This window comes from Rhodococcus sp. NPDC056516 (genome assembly GCF_042794655.1).
In the GTDB taxonomy this organism is placed as follows: domain Bacteria; phylum Actinomycetota; class Actinomycetes; order Mycobacteriales; family Mycobacteriaceae; genus Rhodococcus_F.
The window spans coordinates 257,707-269,749 of the sequence record NZ_JBHTTG010000009.1 but is presented as its reverse complement, the minus strand read 5'-3'; the positions used below and the strand labels follow the sequence as shown (position 1 = coordinate 269,749).

11 protein-coding genes are annotated in these 12,043 nt (G+C 61.9%); 1 reads left to right on the top strand and 10 read right to left on the bottom strand.

Annotated features, from left to right (window positions below; genetic code table 11):
* Positions 1–14: 14 nt before the first annotated feature.
* From ACFQ6Y_RS26725 to ACFQ6Y_RS26710, 4 genes are all read right to left on the bottom strand, one after another.
* Positions 15–1,154 carry a serine hydrolase domain-containing protein gene (locus ACFQ6Y_RS26725; protein WP_378639597.1) on the bottom strand — a complete coding sequence of 380 codons (1,140 nt, stop codon included), beginning with the start codon at positions 1,152–1,154 and terminating at the stop codon, positions 15–17.
* Positions 1,155–1,334: 180 nt separating this feature from the next.
* Positions 1,335–1,745: a VOC family protein gene (locus tag ACFQ6Y_RS26720; RefSeq protein WP_047269632.1), complete on the bottom strand. Its 411-nt coding sequence runs from the start codon at positions 1,743–1,745 to the stop codon at positions 1,335–1,337.
* A gap of 134 nt (positions 1,746–1,879) precedes the next feature.
* On the bottom strand, positions 1,880–2,881 hold the full coding sequence (locus tag ACFQ6Y_RS26715) for a helix-turn-helix domain-containing protein (RefSeq protein ID WP_378448229.1): 1,002 nt from the start codon (positions 2,879–2,881) through the stop codon (positions 1,880–1,882).
* A gap of 31 nt (positions 2,882–2,912) precedes the next feature.
* Entirely contained in the window at positions 2,913–3,464 is a 552-nt protein-coding gene (locus tag ACFQ6Y_RS26710; RefSeq protein ID WP_378639249.1) for a GNAT family N-acetyltransferase, read from the bottom strand.
* 84 nt (positions 3,465–3,548) lie between these two features.
* Between ACFQ6Y_RS26710 and ACFQ6Y_RS26705 the strand changes: the two genes are divergently transcribed.
* Positions 3,549–4,847 carry a DUF222 domain-containing protein gene (locus ACFQ6Y_RS26705; RefSeq protein WP_378639245.1) on the top strand — a complete coding sequence of 433 codons (1,299 nt, stop codon included), beginning with the start codon at positions 3,549–3,551 and terminating at the stop codon, positions 4,845–4,847.
* 121 nt (positions 4,848–4,968) lie between these two features.
* Here the strand turns inward: ACFQ6Y_RS26705 and ACFQ6Y_RS26700 are convergent, their stop codons facing one another.
* The 6 genes from ACFQ6Y_RS26700 to ACFQ6Y_RS26675 form a co-directional block, all read right to left on the bottom strand.
* Entirely contained in the window at positions 4,969–6,138 is a 1,170-nt protein-coding gene (locus ACFQ6Y_RS26700) for a lipid-transfer protein (protein ID WP_317551625.1), read from the bottom strand.
* The gene (locus tag ACFQ6Y_RS26695; protein ID WP_378535008.1) at positions 6,135–6,575 is read right to left on the bottom strand and encodes a MaoC family dehydratase; all 441 of its coding nucleotides are present in this window, start codon (positions 6,573–6,575) and stop codon (positions 6,135–6,137) included. The genes ACFQ6Y_RS26700 and ACFQ6Y_RS26695 overlap by 4 nt, the downstream gene beginning before the upstream one ends.
* A gap of 2 nt (positions 6,576–6,577) precedes the next feature.
* Positions 6,578–7,576 carry a bifunctional MaoC family dehydratase N-terminal/OB-fold nucleic acid binding domain-containing protein gene (locus ACFQ6Y_RS26690; RefSeq protein WP_378639241.1) on the bottom strand — a complete coding sequence of 333 codons (999 nt, stop codon included), beginning with the start codon at positions 7,574–7,576 and terminating at the stop codon, positions 6,578–6,580.
* A 10-nt stretch (positions 7,577–7,586) separates the two neighbouring features.
* Positions 7,587–8,738: an acyl-CoA dehydrogenase family protein gene (locus tag ACFQ6Y_RS26685; RefSeq protein WP_378639238.1), complete on the bottom strand. Its 1,152-nt coding sequence runs from the start codon at positions 8,736–8,738 to the stop codon at positions 7,587–7,589.
* Positions 8,723–9,763: an acyl-CoA dehydrogenase family protein gene (locus tag ACFQ6Y_RS26680; protein ID WP_378639235.1), complete on the bottom strand. Its 1,041-nt coding sequence runs from the start codon at positions 9,761–9,763 to the stop codon at positions 8,723–8,725. Before ACFQ6Y_RS26680 ends, ACFQ6Y_RS26685 begins: the two co-directional genes overlap by 16 nt.
* A gap of 83 nt (positions 9,764–9,846) precedes the next feature.
* Positions 9,847–12,009: an acyl-CoA dehydrogenase gene (locus tag ACFQ6Y_RS26675; RefSeq protein WP_378639232.1), complete on the bottom strand. Its 2,163-nt coding sequence runs from the start codon at positions 12,007–12,009 to the stop codon at positions 9,847–9,849.
* Positions 12,010–12,043 lie beyond the last annotated feature (34 nt).

Here is a 12,043-nt window from a genome sequence, read left to right as displayed (position 1 = left end):
GGGAATCTAGCCGATCATCGGTAAACGGCGGTCTCGAATTCCAGGTATCCGTTGATGGATCCAGCGTCCGCGAACGGCAGAATCTGCGTTGCCCAGAACCCGCCGACGCCGGTCTGCCGGTCGATCCAGTAATAGAGGTTGGCAAGACCCGCCCAAGCCAGCGATCCGGCCGGCCTACCGGTGGGTGCCACCTCTTCATTTGTCATGAAGGAGTATGCCCATCCCTTGGGTACACCGGGGAAGAATTCCGCATCGTTGGACAGTGTCGGAAGAACTCCGGGCAACAACCCGACGTGCTGGCCTTCGAGTCCGTTCCGTACGGCTGCAGCGACCGTCTCCGGCGCCAACACGCGGCCCGCAGTACCCGCGCCGTCGTTCAGCCACATACGGATGAACTTCATGTAGTCACCGACAGTGCCGTGCAAACCGTGACCACCCATGTGCACCTCGGGCTCAGCCGGAAGCTCGAATCCTATGAGCGGAGTGAGGCTTCCGTCGCTCTCACGCTGATGGATCGGCGCAAGTCGATCCTTCATCGACGGGCTCATCGTGAATGCCGTATCCGCCATCTCGAGAGGTTCGAAGATGCGCTCGCGCATGACATCGCCGAGCCGCTGACCTCGGATCGACTCGACGACCTGACCTGCCCAGTCGATGTTGGTGCCGTACTCCCACTTCTCACCCGGATCGAAGAGCAGCGGCGTCGTGAGCGCGGCTTTGCTACACGTGATCACGCTGGGCTGCCCGTGCTCCTGCGAGAGCCGGTTGTAGGACTCGTTGAAGAAGTCGTAGCCGAACCCTGCAGTGTGAAGGAGCAGCATTCGAGTGGTGATGTCTCGCTTGGGTTCCCGAAGAACAGGGTTTCCGCCGGCATCGAAACCGTCCAGGACCTTCAGCTCACCAACTTCGGGAATATAGGTCGCAGCGGGCGCATCGAGATCGAGCAACCCCTCCTCCACACATTGCAGGACAGCGGTACCGGTGATCGCCTTGGTCGTGGAGAAGAGCGCAAAAGTTGTATCTAGGGTCATCGGTTCGCCGTGACCGAGAGTCCGCTCACCGGCTGTACCCTCGTAGATGTTGCCTTCTCGATCCGTGATCATCGCGACGACACCCGGGACACGGTCAGCCCCCTGAGTTGCTCGCGCCAGCACGTCGTCGAGGCGGGGCTTCGAAAGAGGTTTCCGCGCAATATCTTCGATCGTCACTGCATTTCTCCATCCGACTCGCAACTTGTCTTGTCGAACAGAATGTAACGGCGATCACATACCCGGTTCTGCCTCGAAACGGCAGGAAAACTGTCTCGTTTCGGCAGAACCGGGCAGAGCCTGGAGTCAGCTCTGGGGCGCTCCGATATTCACCAGCCAGGAAATGCCGAATTTGTCTGTACAGGCGCCGAATTCGTCGCCCCACATCTGCTTCTCGAGTGGAACGCTCACCGTTCCCGTTCCCGACAACTGCTCCCAGTACCCGCGCAGCACGTCACCGTCGTCGCCGCTGAGGCTGACCGTGATGTTGTCGCCGGGGTTGTACGGCATGCCGGGCGGAGTGTCGGCACCCATCAGGGTGTATCCCTGATCGGTTTCGAGCATTCCGTGCATGATCTTGTCGCCGCCTTCACCGGGATTGCCGAATTCACCGAACGTGCTCAGCGCCAGCGTGCCACCGAAGATTTCTTTGTAGAACTCCAACGCCTCGCGGGCATTGCCGTTGAAGCTGATGTACGGATTGAGTCGAGTTGCCATGACGTACTCCTAGCTCGTGGGATTGCTGTCACGTTCGAATTCAATCCTTGCAGAACGCTCCGACACGAAACAACGGATCAAGGCAGTTCATCCACTGTGTAAACCGATCGTCATGACCGTTCAAACAGCTGTCCTCAGAACCGGTTCCGAGTCTCGGAAGGTAGCTCCCCGAACCGTTTCCGGTATGCCGCCGCAAACATACCCAGATTGACGTAACCCCAGGCGTTGGCGATTTCGGAGACGGTTCTCCCATCGGAACGCAACAGTTCGCTGCGTACTCCCTCCAGTCGACGAGTGCGCAGTCGTTGACCCGGCGTGGTGTCTCGGTACCGTCGAAATCCCGCAGTGAGCGCTCGGACGCTGACGCCCACTGCAGCCGCGATCTCCGACGCCGTCGGCACCGAGCGCGCGAAGGTGTCGATGTACTCCTCTGCCGATCGCACGTAGGCCGGTTCGGCGGAGGCGACGTCGACTCCGAGTTGCAACCCGGCCTGCGTCGCCCACTCGTCGAGAAGCTGAGCCGTGACGAGTTCTTGAACCCTGACACCCAACCTTTCACCCGACATCGCGTCGGGTGACTCTGCAATTGCGCGAACGACGTAGTCCATCAATGCCAGCCAACTCGAGCCACGCCCGCCGATCGTGCACTTGTGCCGCCACAGGCGGTCATCGGGAACTACCCCGTACCACTGTTGGGCGTGATCGGCGACAAGCTGATGCGGCACAGTGAGATTCAGCTGCAGATGATCCTCGTCGAATTCGACGAAGTAGTCGGTCCGGCTGCAGTCTGCGACAAAGGTCTCCCCCACTCCGGTATTCGCCGCAGCGCCCCGTCCGAGTGCATGTCGACCGTTGCCCCTGATCGTCGTCAGGACCAGAATGTTTCCGGCTTCAGGCGAACATTCACCGACGGAGACCGGAATCCCGTAACAGAATCTGGTGACGTCGATCTTGCCGACTGCCGCCGAGTACATGTCCGAAGCCGGCTTCAACCGACTTCCGATCGGCGTCACCGTATAGGGCATGTAAATGTTGTCGGACCACTCCTTGATGCGGTCCCAGTCCTGAGAAAAGGCCTGATGATGCTGCATGGTGGGCCGACCGGCCACATCGATGAGCAAGGCGTCCTCGAACATGGTTCGAGTATCGCACCAGGGCCGGGGAAGGTCACGCAAAGTCAGGTGGCGTGATCTCTGCTCGTACGGCGGCAAAAAGCAGCGAATCGACCGCGGTCCCCCGGATCACCATGTGCGCCCGCATCAGTCCCTCCTCCACCATGCCGATTTTGGCGAGCACCGACGCCGACGCCGAGTTCTCCGGACGACACGTTGCCTGCACTCGCTGCGCTCCAAGGCGGGAACAGGCGAGTTCCAGAACCGTGCGCGCTGCCTCGGACGCATAACCCTGCCCCTGAAACTTCGGGTTCACGACAAAACCGAGTTCGGCCCGACGGTGCGCGGCGGATACTTCCCAAGCAGCTACCGACCCGATCACTGCTCCGTCAGCTTTCGACGTGATCGCCAGGATGAACGAGCGACGTTCGACGAGCGCAGCTTCGAGCGCCGCATCGGTAAGGAACGCCCTGGTCATCGCGGGAGTGTTCGGACCCCAATCAACATGTCTACAGACGGCGGGGTCGGACGCGTACTGATGGACGGCCTCTTCATCCTCGGGCATGAAATCTCGCAGAACAAGGCGTTCCGTAGTCAACGTGAACATCCAGCGATCCTAGATCGGGTTCGAAATATTCCTTGACTCGAACGTGTGTTCGAGTATTGTTGGGGGTGGGGATCGGGGGATTCTATGAGTGTCTTGTCGTCAGACGTGGTGTCGGGTTCTGCGGTGGGGTTACGCGGACGCCTGCGGCAATTGACTGCTGCCGAGTTACGCGCTGCTGCTGTCGAAGCGAGTGCGGAGATTCTTCGCCTGGAAGCGGTGCGGGTGGCGGTGGTAGACGAACTCTCGATGCGGCCCGATGATCAGGTGATCGCGTCCCGCGGAGTCGGTTCCTGGTTGGCGGCCAACACGATGCTGCAGGTTCGGGACGGGAAGAAGATCGCCGCCCTGGGCGCCTCGCTGCGGCCGTTCCCGGCTGTGGCGGCTCGGTTCGATGTTGGGGATTGCTCGTTCGATCACGCCGTCTTGATCGTCGCGTTCTGTGAGTCCCCGCCGAAAGGCATGCCGGAGGAAGCGCTCCCTCGCTGCATCGATTTGTTGTTGGCGGCTGCGTCGGGTGTGGAAGCGACGACGACGAAGGTGCGGCATGTCATCGCGACTTTGGAGCGGTTGTTCGAATCGGATGAGATTCCGCCGGCCGAAGACGTGGATCGGAACGAGCTCCGGATCGCCTCGACGCTGAACGGTCGGGTGGTGGTGCGCGGGGATTTCGACGCTCTCACCGGCGAAATGTTGCTGTCGGCGTTGTCAAATCTGACGATGCCGACCCCAGCGCCCGATGGAACTCCCGATGCCAGGTCGGCGGCGAAGCGGACGGCAGACGGGTTCACTGAACTGATCCGCCGCTATCTGGACTGCGCCAAGACCGGAACCGACGGCGGTCAACGTCCGCACGTGAACGTACACATCAACGCGCGCGATCTCGCTGAGCATCGGGACTGTGCCGCCGCGCCTTCAGATGGTGAAGAGTCCCCGTCGGATCTCGACGTCGGACACATGCCATGGCTCGGGCCGCTGTCGGTCTCGCAGACCAGGCTTCTCGGCTGCGATTGTTTCCTGTCCACCGTCCTACTGGACGATCACGGCGCGCCGCTCGATGCGAAACCCGGAAAACGATTGGTCAACGCCGAACAGAGAGTGGCGCTGATCGCCCGCGACAAAGGCTGCGCCTTCCCCGGCTGCACATGCGTACCAGCCTGGACCGACGCACACCACATCCGGCACTGGGCGAACGGTGGTCCGACGGTGATGAACAACCTTGTCCTACTCTGCCGCTCGCACCACCGCTTGATGCACCGCAAAACGGGGTTCGTCGGAAAATGGGAAATCCGGATCGGCGTCGACAACAAACCCTGGTTCATCCCACCACCCTCGATCGACCCCGGGCAGCACCCACGGCCGGCGAACACCACCTTCAAAACCTGACGACGAACCTCAGGCACAACAGAACACAGCCCAGCACCGCATCGAAGGGATCCCCCCGATGCGGTGCCAACAGGCCGTGACGCTTGATGAAGCCGTGCCCACGATCAATCAGCGTGATCAATCAGCGAGTCAGCACAAGCCCTGATGTCGGAACGCCCGTTCCCGCAGTCACCAGTACATTCTCGACGGAGTCGACCTGGTTGACCGAAGTACCGCGGATCTGCCGAACTCCCTCCGCGATACCGTTCATCCCGTGGATGTATGCCTCACCGAGCTGTCCGCCATGGGTGTTGATCGGAAGCTTGCCGCCGAGTTCGATTGCGCCACCGGCGATGAAGTCTTTCGCTTCTCCCCTGCCACAGAATCCGAGTTCCTCGAGCTGCATCAATACGTAGGGCGTGAAGTGGTCGTAGAAGACCGCCGTCTGCATGTCCGACGGGCGCAGCCCACTTTGTGACCAGAGTTGATCGCCGACAAGGCCCATCTCTGGTAGGCCGGTCAAACCGTCACGGTAGTAGCTGGTCATGATGTATTGATCTGCCCCGCTGCCCTGTGCGGCGGCTGCGATAACGGCAGGGGTGTTCTTCAGATCCTTGGCTCGTTCTGCCGAGGTGACGACGATGGCGATGCCGCCGTCGGACTCCTGGCAGCAATCGAGGAGATGCAAAGGTTCGGCGATGAATCGCGAGTTCTGATGGTCCTCGAGGGTGATCGGTTTTCCGTAGAAGAATGCCTTCGGATTGGTGGCTGCATGCTTACGGTCCGCGACGGCGATTCGGCCGAAGTCCTCGCTGGACGCTCCGTAGACGTGCATGTATCGCTGCGCGACCATCGCGACAAACGATGCGGGCGTGCCCAATCCGTGAGGGTAGGAAAAAGCGTTGTCCGTGCCCGACGAATTGACCTGCGCCACAAGACCGGAGTTCACCTGACCGAAACGCGCACCCGACCGCTCGTTGAACGCGCGATAGGCGACGACGACGTCCGCGACGCCAGTGGCAACAGCCATGGCTGCCTGCTGAATCGTCGCTGCAGCGGCGCCGCCTCCGTAGTGAATGCGGCTGAAGAACTTGAGGTTCGGGATACCCACCGAACGAGCTACTGCCACTTCGGTGTTGGTGTCCATAGTGAACGAGGTAAGACCGTCGACGTCGGCGGGTGTCAGACCGGCGTCGTCCAACGCGGCTTGAACAGCCTCAGCGGCCAGTCGCAGTTCACTGCGACCGGAGTCCTTCGAGAAATCAGTGGCGCCGATTCCGACGATCGCGGCCTTGCCGGACAATGCGCTCATTCAATGTCTCCGTTTTCAATGTCTCCATTCGAGCCCGACGCCGGAAATGCCAGTGTGACCTGTGCGGTGATGTGATCTCCCAGGCTGTTCTTGCCGACCACCGCGAGCGACACGAGATCCTCGTCGTAGGAGGTCACCGTTCCGGAGAGCGTCAAGGTGTCGTAGGCGTACCAGGGGACTCCGAGGCGGAGTTTGATCGACGTGAGTACGGCCCGCGGTCCTGCCCAATCGGTCACGAATCGCTGTACCAGGCCGGTGTCGGTGAGGATGTTGACGAAGATGTCTTTCGAGCCGCGTTTCTGTGCGAGGTCGCGGTCGTGGTGAACATCTTGAAAGTCTCGGGTAGCGAGCGCCGCCGAGACGACAAAAGTCGGGTCGCCGTAAATCGAGAGCTGCGGAAGAATCTCTCCCACAGTGATATCCGTCGTCGAAGTCATCATCACTCCTTCACCGCAGAAACAGCCGACACCGCAGACACAGAAAGCGGCTGCCAGGCGTACAGAGTCCAGGGAGTGCCGCCTGTCTCGTCGTCACCGGGGAAGTCGAGGTAGATCGCCTCCACCTCCATCCCGATCGACACACTCAAGGGATCGATACCGCGCAATTCGCCGAGCATCCGCACACCCTCCGGCAGTTCGACCAGGGCCACGACAAACGGCAACGACCGACCAGGAACCTTGGGGGCGTGGTGAACGACAAAGCTGAAGACCGTTCCCCGACCTGACGCGACCACGTAGTCGGTCTGCTGCGACTTGTCCTTCCAGATCGCGGGCACCGGCGGGTGCTGCACCGAACCGTCCGCACGCAGTTGGATACGCAACTCGTGTGCGGCAACACCGTCCCAGAAGAACTGCGTGTCGAGAGATGCTGTCGGACGCAGCATCCGAGATGCGTCCAGGTCAGCCGGAACGTCAGTGGAGGGGCTCTCACTTGTTGGCGGCGCGAACTTCAAGATCCGGAACATCATCTCCGAGACCAGTTCTTCGCCGACCCGCCAGTAGCTGCGGGTAGTGAAGAACCAACCTTCACCGAGACCTGTCTTCTTCGGCCCCACAACATCTTCCAACACCGACGAGATGGTGACTTCTTCGCCCGGCTTCAGATAGCGGTGGTAGATCTGATCGCAGTTGGTCGCGACGACGGACGTGAATCCGGCTTCGTCGAGTATGTCCGTCATCCGGCCCAACGGATCGTCGGCTTCTCGAATCGCACCCAGACCGCGCATCGTCCATACCTGCGCCATCGCCGGCGGCGCGACTATGCCGTCGTGTCCGGCGGCGCGGGCAGCTGATTCGTCGACGTAGATCGGGTTCTCGTCTCCGATCGCCTCGACCCAGTTGCGGATCATCGGCAGGTTCACGGGGTCCCGGCCGGCGCGAGGAGCGCTTGGCCCGTCCTCTCGAACCCGCTCGGCAGCAGTGAGAATGGGATCTGACACGGTTTGTTTCCTATCTCGGAACGCGGGGAAGCTTCAGGCCGGCAGTCGCAATCAGTTCGCGCATCACCTCGTTGACTCCACCGCCGAAGGTGATCACCAGGTTGCGCTTGATCTGCATGTCCAGCCACTCCATGAGATCAGCGGTTTCGGGATCGATCGGATTTCCGTACCGCCCGACGATCTCTTCCGCCAGTCGACCGACCCGCTGGATGCGCTCGGTCGCAAACACTTTGGTTGCCGAAGCGTCGGCGATATCCACCGACTCCGAATCACTCGACGCCACTTGCCAGTTGAGCAGTTCGTTGAGGCGGTACGTCGCATGAATTTCGCCGAGCGCGCGCCGTACGTCAACGTGATCAAGCAGATTTTCACGCTTGGCCCAGTCGAAGACGTGGTCGTAGATCCCTGCGACACGACCTGCCGGGCCGAGCATGACGCGCTCATGGTTGAGCTGCGTCGTGATCAGGCGCCAGCCCTGATTCTCTTCACCCACAAGCATGTTCGCCGGAACGCGAACGTCCTCGTAGTAGGTGGCGTTGACGTGATGCGCGCCGTCGCAGGTGATGATCGGGGTCCAGGTGTAACCGGGATCTTTGGTGTCCATGATCAGGATGGAGATGCCGCGATGCCGTGAATCGGCAGACCCTGTCCGTACGGCGAGCCACACGTAATCCGCGTCGTGCCCGCCGGTCGTGAAGATCTTCTGGCCGTTGACGACGTACTCGTCACCATTGCGCACTGCCGAGGTCCGCAGTGCTGCAAGGTCCGTGCCCGCTTCCGGTTCGGTGTAGCCGATCGCGAAGTGCACTTCACCGGCCAGGATCGCGGGCAGGAATTTCTGCTTCTGCTCCTCGCTGCCGTACTTCTGCAGAGTCGGACCGACGGTCTGCAGAGTGACCGAAGGCAGTGGGACATCCGCCCGCACAGCCTCGTTGACAAAAATCTGCTGCTCGACTTCACCGAACCCACGTCCGCCGTACTCCACCGGCCAGCCGACGCCGAGCCAGCCGTCCTTGCCCATTCGACGGATGACCTCGCGATAGGTAGGGCCATGCCGCTCCACACGCATGATCTTGGCCTCTTCGGGCGAAATCAGCGTCGAGAAGTAGCGTCGAAGTTCAGCTTGCAATGCGCGCTGACTGTCGGTCAGATCGATGAACACCGGGCCCCCACGAGGTCGAGTCGCTGCGAAGCGCCGCCGAGCAGGCGCGCCAAGTCTTTTGCCGTCGAGTAGTAACGATGAAGCGGATAGGTGACGTCGACACCCAGACCGCCGTGCAAGTGGTGAAGCACCTGCATCGTGGCAGGAACTTCCTGGGCGATCCAGTACGCCATGACGTCGAGGTCCGACTGGGCGTCCAGGCCTTCCGACACGCGCCAGGACGCCGACAACGCCGCGACGTGAAGGGTCCGAGAGGTGACGTACGCGTCGGCTATCTGTTGTGAGACTGCCTGGAACGTGGCGAGCGGCTTGCCAAATTGCTCACGCGAGCCGACGTGTGTCGCAGTGAGATCGACGGCGCCGGATACCAAACCATCGGCGACGGCTCCGATACTCGCCGTGGCGATCCGGTACAGCGTCTGGCCGGCTTCCGCGCCGGCACCGAGAAGTTCACCGACTGCCTCGTCCATGGTGACTGCGAACTCCGGACTGCCGGACGCGCTGGGAGTCGGCGTCAATGCGACGCCGGCGGCCGTCGGATCGACGAGAACCACTCCGGCGTCGGTGGGCACAAGAATTCTGTGTGCGCTCGCCGCGAAGGGCACGGCAAGCACCGTCCCGCTGACGCGATACCAGTCGCCTGACTGCTGCGCGGTGGTCGACGGCTGCGCCGGGAACTGCTGCCCCGGCTCACCGAGTGCCGCGGTGAACACCCGTCCGGCGCCGACTCCGGTGAGCAATTCGTCCTGCTGCGCGTCGGTCCCCAGAGCGACTATGGGGAGTACACCGAAGCCGAGAGTTGCGAGAGCCGGAATTGGAGCGGCGGCCCGGCCAACCTCGACGAGGAGGGAACCGACGTCGGTGACGGAGAGTCCCTCGCCGCCCAGACGCTCGGGCAGGGCCAACGTGAGCAGGTCGGCTTCGGCGAATGCCGCCCAGAGCGCGTCCGGCTCCAGTTCGCGGGCAAGGAGCGCGGTAGCCACCTCGGCTACCGCTTCCTGGGTTTCATCGGGAGTGAAGTCCACGCTGGCAATCCTGTCTCTGATGTAGAACGTGTTCTAGTTGTATCACCAACGTGGACATTTCTAAAGGCCTCTACTCACGCCGTCTAATCACGGGCCAAGCCCAGAATTCTCTCCGCGGCGACGGTCAACAGAATCTGGGTGGTTCCGCCGGCAATCGACAGGCATCGCGTGTTGAGGAACTCACGCGAGAGCGGTCCCTCCACCCACCCGGCAGTACCACCCAATTCCATGGCGAACTCCGCGACATTCTGACGCTGGCGCACGCCCACCAGCTTGCGGACGCTCGACGCCGGGCCCGGATCCTGACCATCCAATTGCCGCAGTGTCGTGCGCAATTCCAGCAGTGAGCCCACCATGGCGGTTCCGATCAGCCCACCGAGCTTGTCTGCAACCACAGGATCGGGATCGCCTGCCAACTCGAGCAATTCCTCCATCGCACCGCCGAGCGAAGAGCCACCGCTCATCGCGACTCGCTCGTTGGCGAGGGTCGTGCGGGCCAGCTTCCAGCCTCCACCGAGTTGGCCGACGACGCACTCGTCCGGGACAAAGACGTCGTCGAGGAAGACTTCGTTGAACAGGGCGTCTCCGGTGATCTCACGCAGCGGAGAGATCCGAATCCCAGCCGTCTTCATGTCGAGTAGGAAGTACGTGATGCCCTTGTGCTTGGGAACATCGCGATCGGTTCTGGCGAGGCAGATGGCCCAGTCAGCTTCACGCGCAAGCGAAGTCCAGACTTTCTGGCCGTTCAGCTTCCAACCGCCGTCGATCTTTTCCGCGGTCGTGCGCAGTGCCGCAAGATCCGAACCTGCGCCAGGTTCACTGAAGAGCTGGCACCACGTGATCTCGCCCTTGAGCGTCGGAGTCGCGAATCTTTCGATCTGCTCCGCACTGCCGTGCTCGAGGATGGTCGGCACTGCCCACCAACCGATCACCAGATCGGGTCGGCCGATACCGACGGCCGCCAACTCTTCTTCGATCAGGATTTGTTGCGCGGCCTTGGCGCCCCGGCCGTACGGCTTGGGCCAGTGCGGTGCGAGGTAGCCCGATTCGGCCAGCGCGTTGCGCTGCTCGGATTCAGGCAGCGCCACCAATTGCGCTACCTCTTCGCGAATTTCGGACCGGTCGGATTCGAGCTCACTCAAGTCGATCTGAAGGTGGCGCCGTGCGCCGCCGATCGTCAATTCCGCGACGCGTGCGCGCCAGTGAGACGATCCGCCCAGAATCTGCCGGAGCGACAGTGCTCGACGAAGGTAGAAGTGCGCCTCGTGCTCCCAGGTGAATCCGATGCCGCCGAGCACTTGAATGCAGTCTTTTGCCGTGTCGACTGCGGCGTCCAGCGACACCGCGGCCGCCACTGCTGCGGCGATCGGAAGTTCGTCGCCCGACTCGGCAGCGACCGCGGCGTCCCAGGCGACCGCTCCGGCATTCTCTACGCGGCACAGCATTTCGGCACAGATGTGTTTGATCGCCTGGAACGACCCGATGGGCTTTCCGAATTGTTCGCGAATCTTCGCGTACTCCACCGCAGTACGCAGACTCCACGCCGCAATTCCGGCTGCTTCGGCGGCCCCCAGTACCGCCGCGAGATCGGAAACCGATCCTGGCGCAATGTCATCGAGGATTCGGTCGGCGTCGACTGTCACTCGGTCGAACGAGACCCGTGCCAGTGGTCGCGACTTGTCGATCGTGTCGACGGCGTCGTAGGTCACGCCTTCGCTGTCGCCGTCGACGAGAGCCCAGACGACACGCGAGCCGTCACCTTCGGAATGCACGCCTGCCGACACGAGCACCGATACGCCCGAATCTCCACCCCAGGCGTAACCTCCTTCGCCATGAAGCTCGATGCCACCGGACGCGTTCGCCGTTGCCGCAACTGGACTTTCGTCCAATACAACGGCGCACGGCAACGCACCGTCGGCGAGCGTTTCGGACCAACGCTTGGCAGCGGGCGAAGAACTTCGCCCCACCACCAGAGCTGCGAGTGCAGTCGTGAGAACAGGACCCGGCACGAGTTCGATTGCCGCCTGTTCGAGCATTGCTGCGAGATCGACGATTTCGGCCCCGGCTCCGCCTACCGATTCGGGAACGGCGACCGAAAATATCCCGAGAGACGCGAACTCGGACCATTTCTCCCGCCACGAAACTGCTGGTCCACGGCGTACCATGTCCATCGGCGTGGCCGAGCGAGCCCAGGCCTCTATCGATTCCTGGACCGCTCGCTGTTCATCGGTCGTGGCGATTGTCACAACTGGTTCCCGCCTCTCGATAAGTGACACAATT

Coding starts and splice junctions, on each gene's coding strand:
- ACFQ6Y_RS26695 (WP_378535008.1), bottom strand. CDS start 6,575: ATGACTTCGACGACGGATATCACTGTGGGAGAGATTCTTCCGCAGCTC.
- ACFQ6Y_RS26715 (WP_378448229.1), bottom strand. CDS start 2,881: ATGTTCGAGGACGCCTTGCTCATCGATGTGGCCGGTCGGCCCACCATG.
- ACFQ6Y_RS26720 (WP_047269632.1), bottom strand. CDS start 1,745: ATGGCAACTCGACTCAATCCGTACATCAGCTTCAACGGCAATGCCCGC.
- ACFQ6Y_RS26710 (WP_378639249.1), bottom strand. CDS start 3,464: ATGTTCACGTTGACTACGGAACGCCTTGTTCTGCGAGATTTCATGCCC.
- ACFQ6Y_RS26700 (WP_317551625.1), bottom strand. CDS start 6,138: ATGAGCGCATTGTCCGGCAAGGCCGCGATCGTCGGAATCGGCGCCACT.
- ACFQ6Y_RS26705 (WP_378639245.1), top strand. CDS start 3,549: ATGAGTGTCTTGTCGTCAGACGTGGTGTCGGGTTCTGCGGTGGGGTTA.